Consider the following 25,279-nt stretch of genomic DNA (forward strand, 5'->3'; position numbering starts at 1 on the left):
ATGAAGGATATTACGGCAGTGATTGGAAGTTTCAGCGGTCTCGACACGCAGCAGACTGCGCGCCTGGAGACGGCCTGGGCGACCATTCGCGCCGGTCTGCGCCGCGACATCGGCGCGCGCATGTTCGATCAGTGGCTGAAGGCTGCGCAACTGGGCGATTATTGCCCGGAGTCGCAGACGCTCGATTTGCTGTTCGCCTCCGACTTCACGGCGAACTTCGTCTCGGGTCAGTTTGGCGACCGGTTGCGGATGGCATGGCGTTGTGCAGGAGCCAGCGTGCGCGAAGTGCGCCTTCGGCGTGCGCCCAATGCGATCGGTCCCCGCATTCTGGAACTGCATCAGGCGGAAGCGGCTGTCAGTCCCGATCACGCCGTTGCGGATGCCCAGGGGCCCGCTTCGAACTTTCAGCCGCGCCACAGCTTCGACGAGTTCGTGACGGGCGACACCAATCATCTCGCCTTTTCGGCAGCCCAGGCCATGGCCGGCAAGAGCCAGCCGCGTTTCAGCCCTCTCTTCATCCATGGCGGCACCGGCCAGGGCAAGACGCATCTGCTCCATGCCATCGCTCAGCTTTTCTCAAGCCATTCGCCCTCGGCCCCGGTGCTCTACATGTCGGCCGAGCGGTTCATGATGGAATTTGTGAACGCGATGCGCGCCAATGAGACCATGATGTTCAAGGCGCGGCTGCGCGCGGCGCGGCTGCTGCTGATCGACGACATCCAGTTCATCGCCGGCAAGGGGTCGACGCAGGAAGAGTTCCTGCACACGATCAACGACCTTATCGATGCCGGCGCCCGCATCGTCGTCACCGCCGACCGCGCGCCGCAGATGCTGGACGCGATCGATCCGCGGATTCTCTCGCGCCTGGCGGGCGGGCTGGTCGCGGACATCCGCCCGGCCGGGCTGGACCTGCGCCTCGCGATCCTGGAGGCCAAGCGCGCCATTGCCGGCGACCCTCCGGTCCCCGACGCCGTGGTGGATTTCCTGGCGCGCTCGATCCGCTCCAATGTCCGCGAGCTGGAGGGCGCCTTCAACAAGCTCATCGCATACGGCCAGCTCACCGGCCGGTCGATCGACCTTGAGTTCGCGCAGGGGATGCTGGCCGACGCGGTGCGCGCCAATGCCCGCCGGATCACTGTCGACGAAATTCAGAAGGCCTGCGCCGCGCATTACAAGATCGACGCAGCGGAAATGCGCTCCAAGCGCCGGGCGCGCGCGGTGGCGCGTCCCCGCCAGGTGGCGATGTATCTCGCCAAGAAGATGACGCCGCGCTCCCTGCCGGAGATCGGCCGCATCTTCGGCGGACGCGACCATAGCACCGTTATCCATGCCGTGCGCACGATCGAGGAATTGCGGCAGAGCAATCCGGATATCGACGCCGATATCCGCGCTTTGCAGCGCCAGTTGGAAGGCTGACAGGGGCGGGGCTTTGGATTAGGCTTCACGCCATGATCCGACAGCTTGCTCTTTTCCTCGCCGCTTTTTTCTGTCTTGGCCCTGCCTTCGCGCAGACCGCTGCCGCGCCGTCACCCGCCGATGTGCGGGTCGCGCTCGAAACCAGCGTCGGGCGCATTGTTGTAGCCGTGCATGTCGCCAAGGCGCCCGTCACGGTCACGAACTTCCTGCGTTATGTCGATCAGAAGCGGCTGGACGGCACGCTATTCTATCGCGGTGTCGGCTCGGCTGACTATGGCTTCGTGCAGGGCGGGGCGCAGAACGACCCCAAGCGCATCCTGCCACCGATCAAGCATGAACCGACAAGCCAGACCGGCCTGACCCATGATGACGGCGCGCTGTCCATGGCGCGCTATGCGCCGGGCAGCGCAACCGGCGATTTCTTCATCGTGCTGGGCAAGATGCCGGGCATGGACGCGCATCCGGAGGCGGCGGGAGACAATCAGGGCTTCGCCGTCTTCGCCCATATTGTCGAAGGCATGGACGTGGTGAAGGCGATCCTGGCGGCGCCTAAATCGCCCACGGCTGGCGAGGGCGTGATGAAGGGGCAGATGCTGGAGCAGCCGGTGAAGATTCTGACGGCGCGGCGCATACCCTGAAGGATGGTGGTTTAGGGTGGGTTGCGGACCCCATTTCCGTCATCCCAGCGAAAGCTGGGATCTCAGGCGACAGCGCACGGTCTAGCCTCACGAGATCCCAGCCTTCGCTGGGATGACGATATTATCAACGTCAGCAATTGGCCAACACCCCCCCAAAGAAAACCCGGCGATCATCGACCGCCGGGCAAAGGGGCATGGCTGGGAGCCGCCCTTCCAAAATGCCGTTCAGCCCTTCTTTTCGGGCGGCAGGGTGATCTTCACATTCTCCCCATTTTGCCCTGGGAAGCCGGTGAACATGGCGTCGATCAAGTTCGGCACCAGATAGGTCAGCTTGTTCGACAATGACTGGGCCTGCGCCTTGCCTTCGAACAGGCGGCGATTGTCGGCGGCGCGGTCGATCTTCATGCTGAGGTCGCTGGTATAGACCGTATAGCTGCTGATGTCGTTATAGCCGCCGGGGCCGAACAGCCACGGATCATAAAAGCCATAGCCCCAGGGACGGCCCCAGCGCCCGCGCCATCCCCAGCCGCCGTAGAAGAAGGGATCGGGCGCGCCGATGCCGGTCGAGCGCACCTTCTCGCGCCCATTGTCGACGCCGTAGGACACCCTGACGATCAGGTCGGCCCGCGCCGGGTCACCGGCCGCGACATAGCCGGTCTGGATCAGGCGCTGGCCGACGAGATCGGCATAGTGCGAAAATTCAAGACCACCGGCGAGACGCGGATCGTCCGCAACGATGGTGAAGCTCTGCCCGGCGGGCGCCGGGAGCTGCTGGAAGCGGGCGACATCCGCCTTGAAGGAAGTTGCACAGCCCGACAGAGCCACGAGCGCCAAAGCGGGCGCCGCGATCAGGCCGATCTTTTTGAAACGGGTCATTTTTCTGCGTCCTGTATCAGGCACTACGCCTGCCAAACATCTTGCGTCTTGCCATAGCAAAACGCAACTGAACATCGTTTGAACGCGCGTAACGGGCGAATGGGCGCAAACCATGTCCTGCCATCTCTACGACGGCGCGGGCAGGATTATTCCGTCGCGGGCAGGGAAGAGGCCGCCGCTTTGGCGACCCCTGTGGCATCAGCGCATCAGCCCCATGGCGTCATAAGCGGCGCGCAATGTCGGTTTGGCGGCAGCGCGCGCCTTGGCCGCGCCTTTTTCCAGGATGGCGTCGAGGGCGGCGTCATCCGTGCGTAGTTCCATGAAGCGCGACCGGATCGGGCGGAGCGTTTCTACCAACAACTCGCCCAGCGCGGGCTTGAACGCGCCGAAGCCCTTGCCCGCAAACTCGGCGCAGACGGCGTCGGCAGTGGTGCCCGCCAGCGTCGCATAGATGCCGACCAGATTGTTCGCTTCCGGCCGCCCGGCCAGCCCCTCGGCCGTTTCGGGCAGCGGTTCGGGATCAGTCTTGGCCTTCTTCACCTTCTGCATGATGGCATCGTCATCGTCGGTGAGGTTGATGCGGCTCATGTCGGAGGGGTCGGACTTCGACATCTTGGCCGTGCCGTCGCGGAAAGACATGATGCGCGCCGATTCCTTGGGAATGATCGGGTCGGGCAGGGTGAAGAGTTCCACGCCGAAATCGGTGTTGAACTTGGTGGCGATGTCGCGGGCCAGTTCCAGATGCTGCTTCTGATCCTCGCCCACCGGCACATGGGTGGCGTTGTAGACGAGGATGTCGGCGGCCTGGAGCACCGGATAGACGAACAGGCCGATTGAGGCGCCCTCGCGGTCCTTGCCCACCTTGTCCTTGAACTGGGTCATGCGGTTCAGCCAGCCGATCCGCGCCGTGCCGTTCAGCAGCCAGCAGAGTTCCGCATGAGCGGGCACCCGCGCCTGGTTGAAGAGGACCGAGCGGTCGGGATCGATCCCGGCGGCGACCAGCGCGGCGGCCATGTCGCGGACGTTGCGGATGCGCTGCTCGCGCCCCTCATGCACGGTGATCGAATGCATGTCGGCCAGAAAGAAGAAGCACTGGCTGTCGCTGTCCATCTCATCCTGCATCCGCACCCAGTTGCGGATCGCGCCCAGATAATTGCCCAGGTGCAGATTGCCGGTCGGCTGGATGCCGGAAAGGACGCGCATGTCTTGATCCGTTCTTTATGAGGTTGCACTTTTGCGGCGCATCAGCGCCTTGAGGTCGGACAGCCGATAGGCGCCCGTGACGAAGCAGGCCACCCCGTACAGCGCGATCCCCACGCCGACAAGCGCGGCCAGCGCGACATAACGCTGGATCATCACCCCGCCGAGCCAGGGGTCGAGCAGCCCTTCGCCCGCATAAAGCGCTGCGCCCATGGCGACAGCAGCTACGGCCAGCCGGGGCAAACGCCGCCGCAATTGCGCGTCGGCGGCGAAGTGCCCGCGCTTCACCAGCGTCGAATAGAGCATCGCGACATTGACGGTTGAGGACAGCGCCGTCGCCAGCGGCGGGCCGACATGGCCCATGCCTGCCTGACCAAGCAGCGGGATCAGCACGAAATTGCCGACGATGTTGATGATGATCGACAGCATCGCATAGCGCACCGGCGTCCGGGTGTCGCCGCGCGCATAATAGCCCGGCGTCAGCACCTTCACGAGCACATAGGAGGGCAGGCCGATGGAGAAGGCCGACAAGGCCCAGCCGCAGCGCTGCGCGTCCTCCACGGTGAAGCGGCCATATTGAAACAGCCCGCGCACGATCGGCTCGGCCACGGTGATGAAGGCGACGGTGGCGGGCAGCGTCAGGAACAGCGCCAGTTCGATGCCGCGATTCTGCGTGTCCATCGCCACTTGCTCCTGTCCCGTCGACAGCAGGCGGGAGATCGTCGGCAGCAGGATGGTCCCAAGCCCGATGCCGATCAGCCCCAGCGGCAACTGGTTCAGCCGGTCGGCATAATAAATATAGGTGATCGATCCCGAAGCGAGCAGCCAGCCCGACAAGGCGGTGGAGATCAGCAGGTTGATCTGCGACGCGCCCGCGCCCGCCGCTGCCGGAACGATCAGGCGGAGCAACGCCTTCACATCCGCGTCGAAACGCGGCCGCTTGAGCTTCATCGACACGCCCGCCCGGCGGCATGCCCAGACCAGCCAGAGCAATTGCAGCGCGCCGCCCACAGTGACGGAAATCGCCTGCACCCGCGCCGTTTCATATTCATTGGCGCCATGGAACAGCCACAGCCCTGCGATCATGGCGACGTTGAGCAGGATGGGCGCGGCGGCATTCACCCAGAATTTGTCGAGCGAGTTCAATATTCCGCCCAGCAGCGAGGCCAGGCTGATCAGCGCCAGATAGGGCAAGGTGATGCGCGACAGCATGACCGCGAAGGCAAATTGCTCCGGTGTCGGATGCTGGCGCGAAAAGCCGCCGGAGAGCGCCCAGGTGATCGGCCAGGCCGCCGCGATCAGCAGCGCGGTAAAGACCAGCAGCACCGGGAGCAGCACCGCCAGCGCCCGCTCGGCAAAATGATAGCCTTCCGCGATTCCGCCCGGTCCCGCCGCCTTGCGGTTGAACATCGGGATGAAAGCGGCGGAAAAGGCGCCCTCGGCAAAGAGGGCGCGGAACATGTTGGGCAGGCGGAAGGCGACGCCGTTAAAGGCGTCCGACGCGAAGCCCGCGCCGACATAGCGCGCCGCGAGCGAATCGCGCACCAGCGCGAGCACCCGGCTGGCGAGCGTCAGCCCGCCGACGGAACCGAGGGCTTTGGCGAGTTTCATCGCACGATCCCTCCACCCGTTCGCCCTGAGCCTGTCGAAGCCCTGTTCTTTCTTGAAGAAGAAAAGGACTGCCCATCGACATTCGAACGGGGCAAGTGACCCGTTCGAACAGGGCGAACGGAAATAGAGGTCATTTCAAGGCTCAGGCGTGACCGGCCGGTTCGCCCGTGGTCTGTGCCATGGCATTGGCCTGCTGGACGTAGAGGCCGCCGAAATCGATCGGATCGAGCAGCAGCGGCGGGAAGCCGCCGTCGCGGATCGCATCGGCCAGCACGCGGCGGGCGAAGGGGAAGAGCAGGCGCGGCGCTTCGGCCAGCATGAAGGGCTGCATCTGGTCCTCGGGCACGTTGCGCATACCGAAGATCGCGGCATAGACCAGCTCGACGGCAAAGGCGGTGCCCTGCGGCGCGGTCGCCTTGACCTCGACCTTCAGCGAAACCTCCACGACTTCCTCGCCCACCTTGTCGGCGCCGATGTTGAACTGGACATCGATCTGCGGCTGATCCTGCCACTGGTAGACGGCCGGGGCGTTCGGGTTCTCGAACGACAAATCCTTCACATATTGGCTGATCAGCGCAATTTGCGGGCCGGTGTCGGCGCCATTGCCGGTGGTCTGAATGATATCGGCTTCCTCGGCCATCTTATTTCCCTGGGGTTTAAGGTTCGTCTGGCGGGCAGAATGCCCGCGCTTGTTGATCCGCGCGCTTAGCAGGGGCGGCAGGGCTGAGCAATGCGGCACATGAAAAGCGGCCATTTGAATATGCGGGGAAACATGCTTATGTTGGCAGCGTTACAGTTTTTCAGATTCAGTCCAAAGGGTACGTGACCCCGTGTATGTGATCGTCATCCTCGCCATGATTGCCGGTTTTCTGGCGCTGCGGCTCTATTCCGTGCTCGGCAAGCGCACCGGGCATGAGCAGGAGCCTGCCCTGCGCCCGGCGGACGAGCGCGCGAAAGTGACGATCGTGCAGCCGCGGCCGGTTGCGGAAATGGCGGGCGATTCGGTGCGCCTTTCCGATGGCCTGATCGCCCCTGGCGGCGAAGCGGGCGTGCGCGCATTGATCGCGGCGGACCGTAGTTTCGACGTGCCCCAGTTCGTCGAGGGCGCCAAGGCCGCTTACAAGATGGTGCTGGAAGCCTTTTGGCGGGGCGACCGGCAGGAGCTGGAATGGCTTTGCGACGCCGATGTGCTGGCCTCTTTCGAGGAGGCGATCGCCGCGCGTCAGGCGGAGGGTCACGTCCTCGACAACCGTCTGGTCCGTATCGAAAAGGCGCAGATCATCGACGCCAGCGTCACGGGCCGCATGGCGGAGGTATCGCTGCGGTTCGAGGCGGATATCGCCGCCGTCACCAGGGACAAGGACGGCCATGTGGTGGCCGGTTCGCTGACCGACGCGGTCGGCACCAACGATATCTGGACCTTCTCGCGCGACCTGCGCAGCACCGATCCCAATTGGAGGCTCAGCGAGACCGACGAGGCGGCATGAGCCTGCCGTCCTTGGGTGGAGTGCGGGCGGGTTGCGCGCTGGCCGTAGCGTTGCTCTTGTCCGCTTGCGCGGGCGGCGTGATTCCGCCGGGCGCGGGCGGCCCCGCGCCGTCGCGTCCGCCCCGTGGCGGTGGCGAGACTGTAACACGCCCCATTCCTTCCACGCCCCGGCCGACCTTGCCGACGACGCCGCCGGTGACGGTGCCCGTCGATACGGCCAATGCAGTCAGTGCTGGCGTCACGCGTGGCCCCGATATTGCCGATCTCATTCCCTCGGGCGAGCGTTCGCGCAAGGCGCTCCAGGCTTTCCGCCTGTCCTGTCCCTCGCTGATGAAGCGGGGCGACCAGAGCGGGCTGACGCAGGGTGCGGATTGGAACAGCGCCTGCGCTGCCGCTTCAAGCTGGCCCGAAGCATCGGCCAATGAATTTTTCTCCCGCCATTTCGAAGCGGTGCAGGTGGGCGAGGGAAAGGCCTTCGTCACCGGCTATTATGAGCCGGAGATCGCCGGATCGCGGACGCGCCAGCCCGGCTATCAGGTGCCGATCTACCGCCGCCCGCCCAATCTGGTCGACGTCAATCTCGGCCTGTTCAGCGACAGCCTGAAGGGCAAGACCATCAGAGGCAAGGTGGATGGCAGCAATTTCGTCCCCTTCGACGATCGGTCGCAGATCGTTTCGGGATCGCTGGCGGGCAGGGGGCTGGAACTGGCCTGGGCCGCCGATCCGGTCGAATTGTTCTTCCTTCAGGTGCAGGGCAGCGGGCGGCTGATCCTGCCCGATGGCGGCGTGATGCGCATCGGCTATGACGGGCAGAATGGCCGCGACTATACCGGCATCGGCAAGCTGATGAAGGATCGTGGCCTGATCCAGGCAGGATCGATGCAGGACATCATGGCCTATTTACGCGCCAATCCCGCCGAGGGCGCGGCGATCATGGACGAGAATAAGAGCTTCGTCTTCTTTCGTGAACTGACTGGCGCTGGCCCGCTGGGAGCCCTGGGCGTGCCGGTGACGCCGGAGGCGACGGTGGCGGCCGATCCCAAATATGTGCCGCTGGGCGCGCCAGTTCTCCTGTCGCTCGACCGGGCCGAACCCAATGGCATTTGGATCGCGCAGGATACCGGCGGCGCGATCAAGGGCGCCAATCGCTTCGACAGCTTCTGGGGCGCGGGCAGCAATGCCCGGATGATCGCGGGCGGCATGTCGGCGCGCGGCAGCGCGTTGATCCTGCTGCCGCTCGGGTCGGCGGCGCGGCTCGGCCAGCCCTGACGTCATGCTGCGATGGCCCGGCGCAATCTCACCTCTGAAGAACAGGCGCTCTGGACGGCGCTGACCCGGTCGGTAAGGCCGATGCGGCCCGGCGCGCGGACGCCCGCTCTTCCGGCGGTGGCGGTCGAGGCGACGGGCACAACAAGGTTAACGCCTCCCTCCGTTCAGACCATTGCCGCGGCCCCGGTTCGTACCCCGGCGACGACATTGGATTCGAGCTGGGAGCGCAGAATCCGTAGCGGAAATCTGGCGCCTGATATGGCCATAGATCTGCACGGGCATAGCCTGGCGGCGGCCCATGCCCAGCTTAACCAGGCGCTGGCCACGGCCTGGGCACGGGACGCGCGTATATTGCTGGTGGTCACCGGCAAACCGCCAAAAACCACATCTTCAGGCGGATCGCGTCGCGGGGCTATTCGCGGCGAGATCGGCCATTGGCTGGAAACCAGCAGCTATGCGGACCGCATCGCCAGCGTGCGGATCGCGCATCAGCGCCACGGCGGCGACGGCGCGCTCTACGTGATAATGCGGCGCAAGAAATAAGCCCTTTTTTGAGCAATGCACTGACCTTTTCTTAACCACTGTCCTTCATATCCGGCTGATCCGAGATCGGGCTGCACGGGTAGGGAGGCACATGCAGGGCGTGACATTGACGAGCCGCGCCACTGCCTTCGCCTGCGCCGCGGGGGCGCTGGTGTTCATCCTGTCGCTGGTGCTGGGCCAGGGGCAGGCCACCGACATTGACGGCATAGGCCGGTCCCTCATCATCGCGATCCTGTGCGGCACTTTGAGCTGGGCTTCGGCGCGCCGAACCGTGGCGACGACGGCCAGCGCCATAGACGGGGCGACCGAGCGGCTGCTGGCGGCGGCGCATGGCGACCTGCAATCCGCCGTGCCTGCCGACATCGGCCAGGAACTGCCCGACCTCTCCGTGGCTATGGAAAGCCTGTTCAGCCAGGTGCGGACCAATCTGGACCATGTCCAGGCACTGGCCCTGTTCGATCAGGTGACCGGCCTTGCCAACCGCGCCAATTTTTGCCGGCAGGTCGAACGGCTGCTTGCCGAGCGCAGCGAAGAGGGGTTGGCGGCCCTGTTCTTCATCGACCTTGACGGGTTCAAGGGTGTCAACGACACGCTGGGCCATGCGGCGGGCGACCAGTTGCTTGCGCGCGTCGCCGGGCGTTTGCGTGAAGTCGCCATGGCGCAGGCCAGCGCGGGGACCGGCGACTGCCTGATCGGCCGTCTGGCGGGGGATGAATTCACCCTGTTCGTGCCTGCCCTGCCCGATCTGGAAACCGCCGGCCGGATTGCCCGCGCCATCCAGTTCGCGCTGCGCGAGCGTTTCGACCTGGGCAGCCAGCATGTCGACCTGGGCGCGTCGATCGGCATCGCCTGCTATCCCGAACATGGCGACACGCTGCCCGCGCTGCTGCGCTCGGCTGACATCGCCATGTATCATGCCAAGCATCAGGGCCGTAATCGGGCCGAGATGTTCACCACAGAGCTGGCGCTGGAAGCCGCCGATCGCGCCGAACTGGAGCGCGATTTGTTGCTGGGTCTGCAACGCGACGAGTTCCTGCTGGAATTCCAGCCGCAGATCGAGATCGGCAGCGGCCGGGCGGTCAGCGCCGAAGCGCTGGTCCGATGGGTGCATCCGGAACGCGATCTGGTCATGCCCAGTTCTTTCGTGCCCGTTGCCGAGGAAAGCGGCGCGATCGTGGCGCTGGGCGACTGGGTCATGGGCCGGGTATGCGAAACGGCGGCGCGCTGGGCGCGGAGCGGGATCGCGCAGCGTATCGCGATCAACATCTCTTCGCGGGAACTGGGACAGGCGGATTTCTTCCTGCGCCTGCGCCACGCCATGGACGCGCATCAGACTCCGGCGATCATGCTGGAACTGGAAATCACCGAATCGCTGGCGATGGACATGAAGGCGTGGACGCTCGATCAGTTGAGCGCCCTGAGGCGCGATGGCGTGCGCGTGGCCATCGACGATTTCGGGACGGGCTATTCCAACCTGTCGCGATTGCGGGAATTGCCCGTCGACCGGGTGAAGATCGACCGTTCGCTGGTCCGCGACATTGCCGTTTCGGCCGAAGCGCGCACGATTTGCAGCGCGGTCGTCGGACTGATTCAGGGTCTGGGCATGGAGGTGGTGGTCGAGGGCGTGGAGACCGAGGCGCAGATGGAGATGCTGCGCGTGATCGGCTGCACCCTGTTCCAGGGCTATCATCTGGCGCGGCCTACGGGCGAGGAGGATTATCTCGCCCGCTTTGCCTTTGTACCGATGGTCGAGCGCCGGTCGGTCTAAATCCGATATTTGTGTTCAGGACAGGTTCTTAACCCCCCAAGGCCCGCACAGTCGCCAGCCGATAGATTTCCGTAAGGTCGCGCAGATCGGCCAGGGCCACGGCTTCATCCAGCTTGTGCATGGTCGCATTGTTGAGGCCGAATTCCACCACCGGGCAAAGGCGTGAAAGGAAACGGGCATCGGACGTGCCGCCGGTGGTCGACAGTTCCGCCTCCACGCCGGTCACTTCGCGGATGGCGCCTGCGACCAGATCCGACAGCGTGCCCGGTTCGGTCAGGAAGGGTTCGCCGCTGATCTTGGCTTCCACCGTGCCGCCTTCGGTTGCGGCGAGCGCGGTGATGCGTTCCACCAGTTCCGCACCGCTATGTTCATTGTTGAAGCGGATCGAGATGCGCGCCTGCGCGGCGGCGGGGATGACGTTGGTGGTCGGGTTGCCGACGTCGAGATTGGTGACCTCGATATTGCTGGCCTGGAACCAGTCATTGCCTTCGTCCAGCACGATGGCGTCGATGGCTGACAGGATGCGGACGAGGCGCGGGACCGGATTGTCGGCCAGGTGGGGATAGGCGACATGGCCCTGCACGCCCTGCACATTGATCCACATATTGACCGAGCCGCGACGGCCGATCTTGATGACGTCGCCCAGCCGCTGCGAGGAAGTCGGCTCGCCCACCAGGCAGAGATCGGGGCGCAGGCCATGGGCGGCCATGCGATCCATCAGGGCGAGCGTGCCGTAGACCGCCGCGCCTTCCTCATCGCCGGTGATGATCAGGCTGATCGTGCCGGGCAGGTCTTCGGGCAGGTCATGCAGCGCGGCGACATAGGCGGCGATGGCGCCCTTCATATCCACCGCGCCGCGGCCGTAGAGCAACTCGCCGCGCCTTTCCGGCTGGAAGGGATCGCTGGTCCAGCCATTGCCCGGCGGGACCACGTCCAGATGCCCGGCGAAGGCGAAATGCCTGCCCGGCCCGGTCGTCCGCCAGGCCAGCAGATTTTCCACCGGGCCGTCGGGCGCCTCGCCGGTCACGAAGCGGTCGACGGTGAAGCCCAGGGGTTTCAGCATCGCCTCCAGCACCACGAAGACCTCGCCCGTGGCAGGCGTGACGGACGGGCAGGCGATCAGCTTCTCGGCTATGGCGATCGGGTCGGCATCGGTGCTGGTCTTGGTCATGGGGTTGCGTTAGAGCATTTTGAAGCCGGCTGGAACAGCCGGCGGCTCGCAAAATGCGGCAGAAAAGGCAAAGCATTTTGAAGCCGGCTGGACAGCCGACGGCTCGCAAAATGCGGCGGAAGGCGGCACAAAAGCGAAGCGGCTTTGCCAGCAGGAGGACGTATCATGCCCAAGATCGACCTTGCGGCCATCGAACAGACCAATCGGACCGGCTATCCGCCGGAATATGCGGATGCAGTGGCGGAACGTTGGGTGCGCAAGCTCGGTCCCGCGACCGGCCTTGCCGATTTCGGCGTCAGCCATGTGGTGCTGAAGCCTGGCGCGGCATCCTCCCAGCGGCATTGGCACGAGGATGAGGACGAGTTCGTCGTCATGTTGAGTGGCGAGGCGGTTCTGGTCGAGGAGGGGAGCCGGACCACGCTGCGCGGCGGCGACATGGCGTCTTTCGCGAAGGGTGATCCCAATGGTCACCATCTGGTCAACGAGAGCGGCGAAGATTGCGTTTTCGTGGCGGTAGGGCGCGTTCCGCTGGGGGATGCGCACTATCCCGATATCGACATGCAATGGGTCAAGGGAGCCTATCGCCGCAAGAATGGAAGCGGCTTTTGAAGCTGGACCGGCGGATGTCGATGGCCTTGCTGGGGGCGGCGATGGCGGCGCCCAGGGCTTTGGCGGCGGCTCCGGCCGGGGTGGTGAAGCCGCCCCGGCTGCGTCCCGGCGACACGGTGGGGCTGGTCGAGCCGGCGGGCTTCACCGATGACGCCTTCGACCTCGATCTGGTCAAGGAGACGATCGTCGCCATGGGGCTGGTGCCGAAACCGGCGAAGCATCTGGTCGAACGCTACGGCTATCTGGCGGGGACGGATGCGGACCGGGCGGCGGATATCAACGCGATGTTTGCCGATCCGCAGGTGCGGGCCGTGTTCGCGACGCGGGGTGGATGGGGCTGCGCGCGGGTTCTGCCCTATCTCGATTTCAAGACGATCAGGGCCAATCCCAAGCTGCTGATCGGCTTTTCCGACATCACTGCCCTGCATCTGGCCTTCGCCGCGCGGGCGGGGTTCGTCACCATCCATGGGCCCAATGCGGCGAGCAGTTGGCCGCGCTTTTCCTGGGATGCTTTTCGGGCCATTGCTTTCGACGGGGCGACGCCCTTGCTCGCCAATCCGGAGGGGCATGAAGACCGGCTGGTGCAGAGGAGCGGGCGGATTCGGACCTTCCGGGGCGGGAAGGCGATCGGGCGGTTGCTGGGCGGGAACCTGACCGTGCTCTCGACGCTGATGGGAACGCCCTGGGTGCCGGATTTCGAGGGCGCGATCCTGTTTATCGAGGATGTGAGCGAGCAGCCTTACCGGATCGACCGGATGCTGACGCAGTTGTCGCTTGCCGGGGTGCTGGGCAAGGTAGCGGGCGTGGTGTTCGGGCAGTGCACCGATTGCGGCCCGAGCGGGGCGTCTTACGGTGGCTTTACGCTGTCGGAGGTGTTGCAGCAGCATTTGGGCGCGCTTGGGGTGCCGGTTTTTCAGGGCGCGCTGTTCGGGCATGTCGCCAGCCAGTTCAGCCTGCCGGTCGGGTGCCGGGCGGAGATCGACGCCGATGCGGGGACGATCCGGTTGCTGGAGGCTGCCGTCCGGTAAAGCCGATCGCTCAGAGGCGGTAGCGGTTCAATCCTTGTCGTCCGCCGGACGGATATAGGCGCCATGCCCGTCCGGCGGCACCAGCGCCTTGTCCTTGATGGTCAAAGCGAGGGTCTGGAAGCCGGGTTCGGGCACGTCCCTGGTCTTTTCGGCGGTGAGGATGACGGTGCCGTCCTTCTCGCTCCATTTGCCCTCTGCAAAGAGGTCGAGAGCGCCATAGACCAGATACCATTGAAAACGGCCGTTCGGATGGAGCATCAGTTCGGAGCCTGTCTCCATCACCCCGCGCAGATAATAATGGCCCACGCGTTCGGGGTTCTGCGCCCATGCGGGGCTGGCCAGGAAGGCGACGAGAGGCAGAAGGGCGGTGAGCACGCGCATCCGGCGATGATGGCACAGGATGGCGCGGGGGAACAGGTGTGCCAGGCATGGGGGCCGTGCAGTTAAGATGAGGGAAATGGTGGCGGGTTTTGGCCATTCCAAGACATTCCCCTCCCGCAGGCGTTCAAACGAGTCACGTGCCTCGTTTGAAGGGTTAGGGGTGGGCGCGAGCGAAGCGAGCTTCCGGGTTAGCCGTTGAAAATCGCCGCCAGTGTCGCGCCAGCCCCCTGGCCCCCTCCCGCTTGCGGGAGGGGGAACGACTGGAATCCACCCTAAACCGTCGTGAAGGGCAGCAGCGCCTCATAGACCGGCAGGGGCGGCTTGCCTTCCACGCGACTCCCCTGCCGCAGCAGAAAGGCATGGCGCGCGATTTCCGCCTGCTGTTCCAGCCCATAACGGTGGAAGGGCCGCCCCGGCACGATCTCATAGCCGTAGCGGCAGAAGGGGTGGCGCATCAGCGGCAGATACCATTTGCCGCCCCGCTGCGCCTGCCAGACATGGGTCATCTCATGGATGAAATGGCCCTGGATATGCAGGGGACTGTCGCAGAAATCCGCGCAGAACAGGCCGCCAGCCGGATGGAACCAGAGGTGGCCGTCAGGCGCCATGGTCACACCCCTGGGCTGAAAGGGCCACCATTTGCGATTATGCACCCGCACCCGCCCATAATCGATCGCGTCTCCGAAAACCGAACGGGCAAGGGCGGTTTCCGCCGCCGTCAGCGGCCGGCCGGTCAATGCGCCTTATGCTCCTCTGGCTTGGCCGCAGGGGTGACCGCGCCGGGCTTCTGGATAATCGCGTCGACCAGTAGGCGGTCGCCATTGGCGAGCAGGAAGGTCAGCGTCATCTTGCCCCGGCTGATCGCCGTGTCGTTCACGCCCCAGAGCATCAGATGCTTGCCGCCGGGCGCGAAGGCGACCTTCGACTTGGCGGGGATGGGGACGCTGTCGAGCGGCTTCATCGTCATCTTGCCGCCCTCGCTCATGCTCTCATGCATCTCCACCTTCAGGGCATAGTCGGTCAGCACGCCGCGCAGGGCCGTGTCCGCATCGCCACCATGGGCGACGAAATAACCGGACGAGGGGGTGTCCTTATTGGGGCTGAGGCGTACCCAGGCCTGATCGACATAGGTGGGCGCTGGATCGCCGCAGGCCGACAGTGCAAGGGGAGCGAGGGTGATAAGGGAGAAATAAGCGCGCATGGGGAAGGCCTTCGTGACTGTCTCGTTTCCGGTCGATTGACTAGCTAATGCTGGCAGCTTCTTGTGCCAAGCGAAAGCGCGCCTATATCCCTTTCGCAAACGGCCTTGCCTTGGCGCTTTCGTGAGGTATGGGGCCGTCAACCGCTGAATGTGATTTGGGGTTCAAAGAGGACAAGATGGCAAAAGTAATCGGTATCGACCTTGGCACCACCAATAGCTGCGTCGCCGTGATGGACGGCGGCAAGCCCAAGGTCATCGAAAATGCGGAAGGCGCGCGGACCACGCCGTCGATCGTCGCCTTCACCAAGGATGGCGAGCGCCTGATCGGTCAGCCTGCAAAGCGTCAGGCCGTGACCAATCCGGACAATACGGTTTTCGCGGTGAAGCGCCTGATCGGCCGCCGCTTCGATGATCCGATGACCAAGAAGGACATGGAGCTGGTGCCCTACAGCATCGCCAAGGGTCCGAACGGCGACGCCTGGGTCAATGCCGGCGGCAAGGATTATTCGCCTTCGCAGATTTCCGCCTTCACGCTCCAGAAGATGAAGGAAACCGCCGAGAGCTATCTGGGCGAGACGGTCACGCAGGCGGTCATCACCGTTCCGGCCTATTTCAACGACGCCCAGCGTCAGGCGACCAAGGACGCCGGCCAGATCGCTGGCCTGGAAGTGCTGCGCATCATCAACGAGCCGACTGCGGCTGCGCTCGCCTATGGCCTCGAAAAGCAGGACGGCAAGACCATTGCGGTCTATGACCTTGGCGGCGGCACCTTCGACATCTCGATCCTGGAGATCGGCGATGGCGTGTTCGAGGTGAAGTCGACCAATGGCGACACTTTCCTGGGCGGTGAGGATTTCGACGCCAAGCTGGTCGAATATCTGGCTGCCGACTTCAAGAAGGAAGAGGGCATCGACCTCACCAAGGACAAGCTGGCGCTCCAGCGTCTGAAGGAAGCCGCTGAAAAGGCGAAGATCGAGCTGTCCTCGGCCCAGTCGACCGAAGTCAACCTGCCCTTCATCACCGCTGACCAGAATGGTCCCAAGCATCTGGTGAAGAACATCACCCGCGCCGATCTGGAGCGTCTGGTGGCCGACCTGATCAAGCGGACCATGGAGCCGTGCAAGAAGGCTCTGGCCGATGCGGGCGTTTCGGCGGCGGAGATCAGCGAAGTCGTCCTCGTCGGCGGCATGACCCGCATGCCTAAGGTGCGCGAGGCCGTGAAGGACTTCTTCGGCAAGGAACCGCACACCGGCGTCAACCCGGACGAAGTGGTCGCCATGGGCGCCGCGATTCAGGCGGGCGTGTTGCAGGGCGACGTCAAGGACGTGCTGCTGCTCGACGTCACCCCGCTGAGCCTCGGCATCGAGACGCTGGGCGGCGTGTTCACCCGCATGATCGACCGCAACACCACCATCCCCGCCAAGAAGTCGCAGGTCTATTCGACCGCTGACGACAATCAGCAGGCGGTGACGATTCGCGTGTTCCAGGGCGAGCGTGAAATGGCGGCGGACAACAAGCTGCTCGGCCAGTTCGACCTGGTCGGGATCCCGCCCGCGCCGCGCGGCGTGCCGCAGATCGAAGTCACCTTCGACATTGACGCCAACGGCCTCGTCAACGTCCATGCCAAGGACAAGGGCACCGGCAAGGAACAGCAGATCCGCATTCAGGCTTCTGGCGGTCTTTCGGACGCCGACATCGACCAGATGGTCAAGGATGCCGAGCGTTTCGCAGAGGAAGACAAGAAGAAGCGCGAATCGGCCGAAGCGAAGAACAATGCCGAGAGCCTGATCCACACCACCGAGCAGCAGCTTTCCGAGCATGGCGACAAGGTGGACGCTGGCCTGAAGTCGGAAATCGAGACCGCGATTGCCGCCACCAAGTCGGCGGTCGAGAGCGGCGATGCGGAAGCCATGAAGACCAAGGCGCAGGAACTGGCGCAGGTCGCCATGAAGCTGGGCCAGGCGATCTATGAGAAGGAGCAGGCGGCTGCGGCTGCTCCGGGTGCGGACGGGCCTAAGGCGGACGATGATGTCGTCGATGCCGAATTCTCCGAAGTGGACGACAACAAGGCGTAAGCTGATGTGCTTGCCCCGTCATGGCTGCTGTGGTCATGATGGGGCAGGGACGCCGGGGGCGAAATGAGCACCGAAATCGATTATTACGAACTGCTTGAAGTCGAACGCACGGCGGATGCCGGGGCTATCAAGAGCGCCTATCGCAAGCTGGCGATGAAATATCACCCGGACAAGACCGGGGGCTGCACCGACAGCGAGGCCAAGTTCAAGGCCGTTTCCGAAGCCTATGAGTGCCTGAAAGACCCGCAGAAGCGCGCGGCCTATGACCGTTTCGGTCATGCGGCGTTCCAGAATGGCGGTCCGGGCGGCTTTGGCGGCGGACGCGGCGGCGCGGGCGGTTTTTCCGATCTGGGTGATATTTTCGAGACGATTTTCGGTCAGGCCGCAGGCGGTTTCGGCGGCGGTGGGCGGCAGGCCCAGCGGCGCGGAGCGGACCTGCGCTATGACCTGGAGATCACGCTGGACGATGCCTATCATGGCAAGAAGACCGAGATCGAGATCGAGGTTTCGGCGGCCTGCGAAAGCTGCGACGGTTCCGGCGCGCAGCCGGGTACGGGCGTCAAGGGCTGCGGCACCTGTCATGGTCATGGCCAGGTGCGGGCGCAGCAGGGCTTTTTCGTGGTCGAGCGGACCTGTCCGTCCTGCCATGGCGCGGGACAGGTGATCGAAAGCCCCTGCCGTTCGTGCCGGGGCGAAGGGCGGGTGGACAAGCCCAAGACGCTTTCCGTCAGCATCCCCGCCGGTGTCGATGAGGGCACGCGCATCCGCCTGTCGGGCGAGGGCGAGGCGGGCGCGCGCGGGGCGCCTGCGGGCGATCTCTATATTTTCCTGCATGTGAAGCGGCATGCGATCTTCGAGCGGGACGGGACGACCCTGTTCGCCCGCGCGCCGGTCAGCATCACCACTGCGGCGCTGGGAGGCGTGATCGAAGTGCCCGGTCTCGACGGCCAGCGGCATGAGATCAAGATCCCAAGCGGTATTCAGTCAGGCAAGCAGATCCGCCAGCGTGGGGCGGGCATGCCCGTGCTCAACGGGCGGGGGCAGGGCGATCTGGTGATTCAGGTCGATGTAGAAACCCCGACTAGATTGACCGCGAAGCAGCGGGAGTTGCTGGAAGCCTTCCGCGAGACGGAAACCGGCGAGGAATGCCCGCAGTCGACCGGATTTTTCAGCAAGCTCAAGGAAATGTGGGGGGATTGAGGCTCTGGGGGCGGGAGCGTGGATCGCATAGTTAAGCGGTATTCTTCGCTTCCCATCTCGCCCAGGCGTAGAAGGGAAAACCCCCCGCCATCAGCAGAAAACTCGCCCCGCTCGGCACCAATCCCGCGCCCCAGAGCGTCCAGAGCGCATAAGCCAGCCCCACCAGCGCCGCCAGCACCACCAGCCGGAACCGCAGCGCCGCCAGGGCGCAGCCGACATACAGCCAGAGCGTGGCCGATGTCGACAGCAGCGCCATGGTGGTGAACAGCGCGACCAGTCCTTGCAGGCTGTTGGCGATCAGCATCAATGTTCCCAGCACGCAGGACAGCAATAATGCGCGGACCGGCGTGCCTTGGCGGTTGGTCCCGGCCAGCCAGCACGGCAATTCGCCGCCCCGTGCCATGGCGAGCGGCACTTCGCCTTGCAGCAGCGTCCAGCCGTTGAGCGCGCCAAGGCAACTGATCGTGGCGAAGGCGGCGATGAAATGCGCCGGGCCGGGCGACCAATAATGAGCGACGAAGGCGGCGAAGGGCGAGCCGGACTGGCTTTCCGCCGCGGGCAGGGTAAGCGCTATGCCGGAGCAGACCAGCAGATAGATGAGGCCCGTCACCGCCGTGCCGATCAGCGTGGCGCGGGGGATGGTCCGGGCGGGATCGCGCACCTTGTCGGCGGCGACGCTGGCGGATTCAAAGCCCAGCAGCGCCCAGAGCGTCAACGCCGCCGAGGCGGTGATGCCGGCGCTGGTGAAGCCTTGGGCGGGAAAGGGCGCGACCTCCGCCTTGCCACTGCCCAGCATCAGGGCGAGCAGGAGGAAGACCAGGATGATCGGTATCAGCTTGATCGCGGTGGTGGCGAGTTGGGTCACGCCCGCGGCCCGCGCGCCGATCAGGTTGATGCCAGTGGTTAGCCAAAGAAAGGCGATCGAGACGAGCGCCCCCATGCCGGGGCGATTGAGCGCGGGCAGGATGCTGCTGAGATTGGCGGTGGCGGCGACCGCGATGGTGACATTGGTGAAGATCACTGAAATCCAGTAGATCCAGCCGATCGCGAAACCGGCGAGCGGCCCATAGGCGCGGGTGATGAACTGTGCCGTGCCGCCGGCATCGGGCATCAACACCGTCAGCCGCGCGATGACATAGGCGAGGATGAGCGATCCGGCGATGGTGAACACCCATCCCGCCACCGCATCCCAGCCGAAGGGCGCGAGCGAGGCGGGGAGCAGGAACACGCCGGAGCCGATCATATTGCCCATGACCAGCGCGATGCAGGCGGCAAGGCCCAACGTGCGGCTGGTGGAGGGAGGGGCCGTGGCTGGCTGGATCATGTGCCGTTTGATGGGCTTATGCGGCGCTGGGTGCAATGGGGCATGGAGTGGGAGGCGAAACGAAGAGGCAAGGGAGATGGCTGCGAATGGCCAATAGGGGACGAGAGAGATCCGTTCGTGCTGAGCCCTTCGTCTGCCTGCCAAGGCAGGCGCTCAGGATAAACTTGCCTTCGGCAAGTCGAAGCCCTTTGCCGAGCGGAGCGAGGCTCCCATGCTTCGCCTTCGCTCAGCAAGACCCTTCGACAAGCTCAGGGCGAACGGAAACTGAAGGTCCGCCTTTCACCCAATTCCCGCTCTTTGGCGTGCCGAAAAAGAACGCTCCGGTCGGCGGATGGCCGAGCGGAGCGTCCTGCATCCTGCGACGCTTCAAGCCGCCAGGAACATCTCCGGGTCCAGCGCCATCAGGCTGTCCGCGCCGCCCTCGATCTTGCGGCGGAGCGCGCCGGCGTCGGGCATGATGCGTTCCGCAAAGAAGCGGGCCGTCACCAGCTTGGCTTCATGGAATTTGGCATCCTCCGAGCCTGCCGCGATCTGGGCCGCCGCCGCCCTGGCCATGCGCAGCCACATCAGGCCCGTCGCGACGATCCCCAATATGTGCATATAGTGCACCGCGCCCGCACCGGCATTGTCAGGATTCTTCATCGCATTCTGCATCAGCCACATGGTCGCCGCACCAAGCTGGCCGCTCGCCTTTTCCAGCGCTTCGGCCAGGGGTGCGAGTTTTTCGTCGGCCTTGGCTGCCGCCACCTCATCCGCGATGATCTTGAGGAAGGCCTGGAGCGCCCGGCCGCCGTTCATGGGCAGCTTGCGCCCGACAAGGTCCATCGCCTGTATGCCGTTGGTGCCTTCGTAAATCTGGGCGATGCGGGCGTCGCGGACATATTGTTCGACGCCATTTTCCCAGATGTAGCCATGGCCGCCGAACACCTGCTGCGCCGTCACCGCGACATCGAAGCCCTTGTCCGTGCCATAGCCCTTGATCACCGGGGTCAGCAGTTGAACGAGGTCGTCCGCCGCCTGACGCTCTTCTTCCGTGGCGGCATGGTGGGAAAGGTCGACCTGGAGCGCGCCCCAAAGCATCAGCGCGCGCAGCCCTTCGGTCAGCGCCTTGCCCTCCATCAACATCCGGCGCACATCGGGGTGGACGAACAGGGTGTCGGCCTTTTCCTCCGGCTCCTTGGGGCCGGTCAGCGCCCGGCCCTGGCGCCGGTCATGCGCATAGGCGGCGGCGTTCTGATAGGCGATTTCCGCTTGACCCAGACCCTGGAGACCAACCCCCAGCCGCGCCGCGTTCATCATGATGAACATGGCGGCCAGACCCTTATTCTCCTCGCCCACCAGCCAGCCGGTCGCGCCGTCATAGTTCATGACGCAGGTGGCATTGCCGTGAATGCCCATCTTATGTTCCAGCGATCCGCAGGAAACCGCATTGCGTTCGCCCAGCAATCCGTCCTCCTTCACGAGGAATTTCGGGACGACGAACAGCGAGATTCCCTTGCTGCCCTCCGGCGCGTCGGGAGTCTTGGCAAGGACGAGGTGGATGATGTTTTCCGCCAGGTCATGCTCGCCCGCCGAAATGAAGATTTTCGTGCCGCTGATCGTGAAGCTGCCGTCCTGCCGGGGCACGGCCTTGGTCTTGATGAGGCCGAGATCGGTGCCGCAATGCGGTTCCGTCAGGTTCATCGTCCCGGTCCATCGGCCCGACACCATATTGGGGAGGTAGGTCTGCTTCTGCTCCTCGCTGCCCTTGGCGATCAGGGCGGCCACGGCGCCGCTGGTCAGGCCATGATACATTTCGAAACTGTGATTGGCCGAGAGTATATATTCGCTGACCGCAGTCGCCACGACATGGGGCAGACCCTGCCCGCCATATTCGACCGGCGCGTGCAGCGTGGTCCAGCCGCCCTCGACATAGGCGTCATAGGCCGCCTTGAAGCCGGTCGGCGTGGTGACGCTGCCGTCGGGATGACGGGTGCAGCCTTCCTTGTCGCCCACGGCGTTCAAGGGGAAGAGGACTTCGGCGGCGATCTTGCCGCCTTCGGTCAGGATCGCCTCCACCAGATCGGCAGTCGCATTTTCGAAACCGGGCAGATTGGTGTACCGGTCCAGCCCCAGCACATGGTCGAGCACGAAGCGGGTGTCGCGGACGGGGGCGGTATAGCTGGGCATGATCTTCTCCGGACGATTCTGTTCTGGTGAGGGGGATTATCTGTCGAGGACGGTCACGAACTGGGAGAGTTCCGCGATGGCGGCATCGATATCGTCTTTCTGGCGGGTCAGAAGATCGATGCGCGCCTTGCACTTGGCGACGGTGACGCGGCGCTGTTCCTCATGCCCCTCGTCGGCATCGTAGAGGTCGATCATCTCGCGAATGTCGGACAGGCTGAAGCCCACCCGCTTGCCGCGCAATATCCACGCCAGCCGGGCGCGGTCGCGGCGCGAATAGATGCGGGCCAGGCCTTGCCGTTCCGGCGCGATCAGCCCTTCATCCTCGTAGAAGCGCAGGGCGCGGGCGGTGACGCCGAACTCCTCGGACAGGTCGGTGATGGTGTAAGATTGCCGGTCGCTGTGATCGGGGAGTTCGATGCCGGCGATGCTGGTGCGTTTGTCCATGCCGGGTGATGTAACGCTGCTTTACGTTTACGTCAAGGTGAGTGAGCGGCCCGTGGCCCTTTTGTCCTAGGCCGTAAACTCATAAATGTCGCGCTCGAGGTTTGAGGCAAAAAGGCCCAGCACAAGGAGAGAGGGCGCAGGCATATGTCGATATTTCAAGCCCTCTCGACGCCGGGATGGGCCTTTTTGGTCAAATCCGCAGGACGCCAAAATGGCTTCCATCTCGAACCGAAATGCGCTTGCAAAGGTGTCCAACCTTCGCCGCGCGCATTTCGGCCCGATATGTTCGCCATTTTGGCGCCTCGAACGCGATATTTATGAGTTTACGGCCTAGTGACAGGGCGGGCCGTCGCCGCTAGGGCTTGGCGCCATGATGGGGGCAGTAAGACGATCGGAATTGGCGAAAGGCCTGCTGGCCGCGCTGGCTCTGCTCGTGCTGGCGATTCAGCTTGTTGCGCCCTCGGGCTTCATGCCGGTGCGGACCGATCGGGGCGTCGTGGTGACGCTTTGCACGGGGCAGGGCGCGGTCAATATTGTGGTCGACCGGGGGCAGGCTCCCGCCAAGGATCACGCGCCGGATGACGGCATGGCGGGGCAGCAGCATTGCCCCTTTGCCGCGTCCGTTCAGCCGGTGGTGCCGCCGCTCGCGCTGGCCGACCTGCCGCTGCCGGTCTGGCAGCTTGGCTTCGGGCCGATCGCCTTCGCGCTCAAGACTGGGCTGATCGCGCGGCTGGCCGCACCGCCGCCGCCTTCTTCCGGACCGCCCGCCACCTTCTGAATCCGCTGTTTCTCGTGCTTTTTCAGCAAGGTTGTTTTTTCATGTCCGTTTTTTCCATTTCGCGCGGCGTTTCGCTGTGCGCGCTTGCCTGCTCGCTATCTTCTCCCGCTCTGGCCGATGAGGTGGCCGAGCAAAGCCGGATCATCGTCACCGCCAGCCCCGTGGTTGAGGAGGCCGCGGCGAAAGTCGCCCGCACGCCCGGCGGGATCGATGTCGTTCCTGCCGAGGATTTTGGTGGCAAGCTGGCCGTCTCTCTGCGCGATGCGCTGAGCTTTTCGCCCGGCGTCTATACCCAGCCGCGCTTCGGGCAGGAGGTGCGGATTTCCATTCGCGGGTCCGGCCTGTCGCGCGGCTATCATATGCGCGGGCTGACGCTGTTGCAGGACGGCATCCCCATCAACATGGCCGACGACAATGGCGATTTTCAGGAGCTGGACCCGCAGATCTTCCAGCATCTGGAGGTTTATCGCGGCGGCAATGCGCTGCGGCGGGGCGGGTCGACGCTGGGCGGGGCGATCAATGCGGTGACGCCGACGGGGCGGACGGCGCCGGGGGCGGAGTTGCGGGTCGATGGCGGGTCGTTCGATACGCTGCGGGCCAAGGCGGCCTATGGCTATGCCGATGCGCGGGGCGATGCCTGGGCGGCCGTCACCGCCGATCGGTCCGATGGCGATCGCGATCATGGGCGGCGCAAGGCGCTGCGCTTCAACGGCAATGTCGGGTTAAAGCTCAATGACCGGGTGGAGACGCGCTTCTACGCCAGCGCGCAAACGATCCGGCAGAAGCTGTCGGGCGCGCTCAATGAAAGCGACGCGCTGAACCATCCGGCCAAGGGCAATTTCGCTGGCGATCAGGCGCGCAATATCGATTCGATCCGCTTGCAGAACCGCACCACGGTTCAGCTTGACGGCGGCGAGCTGGCCTTCGGGGTCTATTATAATGCCAAGGCGCTCAACCATCCGATCTATCAGCTCGTCGACCAGAAGTCGGAGGATCGCGGCGTCTTCGCCAGCCTTGATCTCGCAGGGGATCTGGGCGGGCTGCCGGTCGAGCTGACGCTGGGCGGCCAGGCGCGCTTCGGGCAGGGCAAATTCCGGCAGTTCGACAATCTGAACGGCAGGGCGGGCGCGCCCAGATCCTATCAGAAGGCGCGGGCGCAGACGATCAACAGCTATGGCGAGGCGCGGATCGCACCGATTGCAGGGCTGTGGCTGATCGCGGGCGGCATCTACACCCATGGCGAGCGGCGGCTCGACAATCGTTTCGCCCCGGCAAGGAGCGGGGATGCGTCGTTCGATGCCTTCGCCCCGAAATTCGGACTGTTGTTCGAGCCAGCGCAGACGGTGCAATTCTATGCGAATTACAGCCGGTCGGCGGAACTGCCGGGCTTTATCGAATTGGGGCAGGCTCCTGCGGGCGGCGTGCCGGGCTTTACGCCACTGGGCACGCAAAAGGCCTGGACGGCGGAGATCGGGACGCGGGGCACATTGGACATCGCGCATTGGGATGTCAGCCTCTACCGCGCCGACCTGAAAGGCGAGCTGCTGCAATATAATGTGGTGGCGGGGCTTTATCCGGCTGCGACCTTCAATGCGGATCGGACGCGGCATCAGGGGATCGAGGCGGGGCTGGACCTTGCGCTCACGCCCTGGGCGACGCTGCGGCAGGTCTATCAATATAGTGATTTCCGCTTTCGCAACGATGCGCAGTTCGGCAATAACCGCCTGCCGGTGGTGCCGCGCCATTTCTACCGGGCGGAGCTGAAACTGGGGACGGAGCGGTTCAGCGTCTCGCCGGCCGTCGAATGGCTGCCGCAGGGTGCCTGGGTGGACTATGCCAACACGAAACGGGTGGGCGATTACGCCACGCTGAACCTGGGCGCGCAGGCAGAGGTGAAGCCGGGTGTCACCCTGTTCCTCGATGCCCGCAATCTGACCGGCGAGCGGGCCGTGGGGGATATCAGCGCTCTGGTTCGCTATGTGCAGGACAATCCGGCCACTCTGGTGAATGAAGGTAGCGTCGCCTTTTATCCTGTCGAGCGGCGGGCCTTCTATGGCGGGGTGCGCGCCCGGTTCTAATTTAATCGTCATTC

Annotated in this window: 23 protein-coding genes; 12 read left to right on the top strand and 11 right to left on the bottom strand. The window is 64.5% G+C overall.

Annotated features, from left to right (window positions below):
* Positions 1-1,416, top strand: coding sequence for a chromosomal replication initiator protein DnaA (gene dnaA, locus VVT58_RS00005; protein WP_327752897.1), 1,416 nt, complete (start codon positions 1-3; stop codon positions 1,414-1,416).
* Positions 1,417-1,448: 32 nt separating this feature from the next.
* Entirely contained in the window at positions 1,449-2,054 is a 606-nt protein-coding gene (locus tag VVT58_RS00010) for a peptidylprolyl isomerase (protein ID WP_327752896.1), read from the top strand.
* A 225-nt stretch (positions 2,055-2,279) separates the two neighbouring features.
* Here VVT58_RS00010 and VVT58_RS00015 read toward each other — a convergent pair whose 3' ends face one another.
* From VVT58_RS00015 to secB, 4 genes are all read right to left on the bottom strand, one after another.
* On the bottom strand, positions 2,280-2,930 hold the full coding sequence (locus tag VVT58_RS00015) for a DUF4136 domain-containing protein (protein WP_327752895.1): 651 nt from the start codon (positions 2,928-2,930) through the stop codon (positions 2,280-2,282).
* A gap of 198 nt (positions 2,931-3,128) precedes the next feature.
* Entirely contained in the window at positions 3,129-4,133 is a 1,005-nt protein-coding gene (trpS, locus tag VVT58_RS00020; RefSeq protein ID WP_327752894.1) for a tryptophan--tRNA ligase, read from the bottom strand.
* Between the two features lie 15 nt (positions 4,134-4,148).
* Complete coding sequence (gene murJ / locus VVT58_RS00025) at positions 4,149-5,741, bottom strand: murein biosynthesis integral membrane protein MurJ (RefSeq protein ID WP_327752893.1); 1,593 nt, start codon at positions 5,739-5,741, stop codon at positions 4,149-4,151.
* A gap of 142 nt (positions 5,742-5,883) precedes the next feature.
* Entirely contained in the window at positions 5,884-6,381 is a 498-nt protein-coding gene (gene secB, locus VVT58_RS00030) for a protein-export chaperone SecB (protein WP_066561959.1), read from the bottom strand.
* Between the two features lie 190 nt (positions 6,382-6,571).
* Between secB and VVT58_RS00035 the strand changes: the two genes are divergently transcribed.
* The 4 genes from VVT58_RS00035 (at position 6,572) to VVT58_RS00050 (ending at position 10,807) form a co-directional block, all read left to right on the top strand.
* On the top strand, positions 6,572-7,228 hold the full coding sequence (locus tag VVT58_RS00035) for a Tim44/TimA family putative adaptor protein (protein ID WP_066559918.1): 657 nt from the start codon (positions 6,572-6,574) through the stop codon (positions 7,226-7,228).
* Positions 7,225-8,496 (top strand): murein transglycosylase A, encoded by a 1,272-nt coding sequence (locus VVT58_RS00040; RefSeq protein WP_327752892.1) that lies wholly within the window; start codon positions 7,225-7,227, stop codon positions 8,494-8,496. Before VVT58_RS00035 ends, VVT58_RS00040 begins: the two co-directional genes overlap by 4 nt.
* A 12-nt stretch (positions 8,497-8,508) precedes the next feature.
* The gene (locus tag VVT58_RS00045) at positions 8,509-9,039 is read left to right on the top strand and encodes a Smr/MutS family protein (RefSeq protein ID WP_327752891.1); all 531 of its coding nucleotides are present in this window, start codon (positions 8,509-8,511) and stop codon (positions 9,037-9,039) included.
* A 91-nt stretch (positions 9,040-9,130) separates the two neighbouring features.
* Positions 9,131-10,807: a bifunctional diguanylate cyclase/phosphodiesterase gene (locus VVT58_RS00050; protein ID WP_066559911.1), complete on the top strand. Its 1,677-nt coding sequence runs from the start codon at positions 9,131-9,133 to the stop codon at positions 10,805-10,807.
* Positions 10,808-10,835: 28 nt separating this feature from the next.
* Here VVT58_RS00050 and dapE read toward each other — a convergent pair whose 3' ends face one another.
* Positions 10,836-11,978, bottom strand: coding sequence for a succinyl-diaminopimelate desuccinylase (gene dapE, locus VVT58_RS00055; protein ID WP_327752890.1), 1,143 nt, complete (start codon positions 11,976-11,978; stop codon positions 10,836-10,838).
* Between the two features lie 165 nt (positions 11,979-12,143).
* Between dapE and VVT58_RS00060 the strand changes: the two genes are divergently transcribed.
* Positions 12,144-12,587 (top strand): cupin domain-containing protein, encoded by a 444-nt coding sequence (locus VVT58_RS00060; protein ID WP_066559906.1) that lies wholly within the window; start codon positions 12,144-12,146, stop codon positions 12,585-12,587.
* 20 nt (positions 12,588-12,607) lie between these two features.
* The gene (locus tag VVT58_RS00065) at positions 12,608-13,615 is read left to right on the top strand and encodes an LD-carboxypeptidase (protein WP_327752994.1); all 1,008 of its coding nucleotides are present in this window, start codon (positions 12,608-12,610) and stop codon (positions 13,613-13,615) included.
* A gap of 27 nt (positions 13,616-13,642) precedes the next feature.
* Here the strand turns inward: VVT58_RS00065 and VVT58_RS00070 are convergent, their stop codons facing one another.
* The 3 genes from VVT58_RS00070 to VVT58_RS00080 all read right to left on the bottom strand — a co-directional run bounded on the left by VVT58_RS00070 (position 13,643) and on the right by VVT58_RS00080 (position 15,197).
* Positions 13,643-13,996 carry a hypothetical protein gene (locus VVT58_RS00070; protein WP_327752993.1) on the bottom strand — a complete coding sequence of 118 codons (354 nt, stop codon included), beginning with the start codon at positions 13,994-13,996 and terminating at the stop codon, positions 13,643-13,645.
* A gap of 272 nt (positions 13,997-14,268) precedes the next feature.
* A complete protein-coding gene (locus tag VVT58_RS00075) occupies positions 14,269-14,733 on the bottom strand; it encodes a vgr related protein (RefSeq protein ID WP_327752889.1) in 465 nt (154 codons plus the stop codon).
* On the bottom strand, positions 14,730-15,197 hold the full coding sequence (locus tag VVT58_RS00080; protein ID WP_327752888.1) for a copper chaperone PCu(A)C: 468 nt from the start codon (positions 15,195-15,197) through the stop codon (positions 14,730-14,732). The genes VVT58_RS00075 and VVT58_RS00080 overlap by 4 nt, the downstream gene beginning before the upstream one ends.
* 176 nt (positions 15,198-15,373) lie before the next feature.
* Between VVT58_RS00080 and dnaK the strand changes: the two genes are divergently transcribed.
* Both dnaK and dnaJ read left to right on the top strand, forming a co-directional pair.
* Positions 15,374-17,272, top strand: a complete 1,899-nt coding sequence (gene dnaK, locus VVT58_RS00085; protein ID WP_327752887.1) for a molecular chaperone DnaK — start codon at positions 15,374-15,376, stop codon at positions 17,270-17,272.
* Between the two features lie 63 nt (positions 17,273-17,335).
* Positions 17,336-18,472 (top strand): molecular chaperone DnaJ, encoded by a 1,137-nt coding sequence (gene dnaJ / locus VVT58_RS00090; protein ID WP_327752886.1) that lies wholly within the window; start codon positions 17,336-17,338, stop codon positions 18,470-18,472.
* Positions 18,473-18,503: 31 nt separating this feature from the next.
* Here dnaJ and VVT58_RS00095 read toward each other — a convergent pair whose 3' ends face one another.
* The 3 genes from VVT58_RS00095 to VVT58_RS00105 form a co-directional block, all read right to left on the bottom strand.
* A complete protein-coding gene (locus tag VVT58_RS00095; RefSeq protein ID WP_327752885.1) occupies positions 18,504-19,796 on the bottom strand; it encodes an amino acid permease in 1,293 nt (430 codons plus the stop codon).
* A gap of 366 nt (positions 19,797-20,162) precedes the next feature.
* Complete coding sequence (locus VVT58_RS00100; RefSeq protein ID WP_327752884.1) at positions 20,163-21,965, bottom strand: acyl-CoA dehydrogenase C-terminal domain-containing protein; 1,803 nt, start codon at positions 21,963-21,965, stop codon at positions 20,163-20,165.
* 36 nt (positions 21,966-22,001) lie between these two features.
* A complete protein-coding gene (locus VVT58_RS00105) occupies positions 22,002-22,409 on the bottom strand; it encodes a MerR family DNA-binding transcriptional regulator (RefSeq protein WP_327752883.1) in 408 nt (135 codons plus the stop codon).
* 370 nt (positions 22,410-22,779) lie between these two features.
* On the opposite strand from VVT58_RS00105, the gene VVT58_RS00110 reads away from it, so the two are divergent.
* Both VVT58_RS00110 and VVT58_RS00115 read left to right on the top strand, forming a co-directional pair.
* Positions 22,780-23,187, top strand: a complete 408-nt coding sequence (locus tag VVT58_RS00110) for a DUF2946 family protein (RefSeq protein WP_066559890.1) — start codon at positions 22,780-22,782, stop codon at positions 23,185-23,187.
* A gap of 41 nt (positions 23,188-23,228) precedes the next feature.
* Entirely contained in the window at positions 23,229-25,265 is a 2,037-nt protein-coding gene (locus VVT58_RS00115; protein WP_327752882.1) for a TonB-dependent receptor, read from the top strand.
* Positions 25,266-25,279: the final 14 nt, after the last annotated feature.

It is taken from the genome of Sphingobium sp. SJ10-10 (genome assembly GCF_036038995.2).
In the GTDB taxonomy this organism is placed as follows: Bacteria; Pseudomonadota; Alphaproteobacteria; order Sphingomonadales; family Sphingomonadaceae; genus Sphingobium.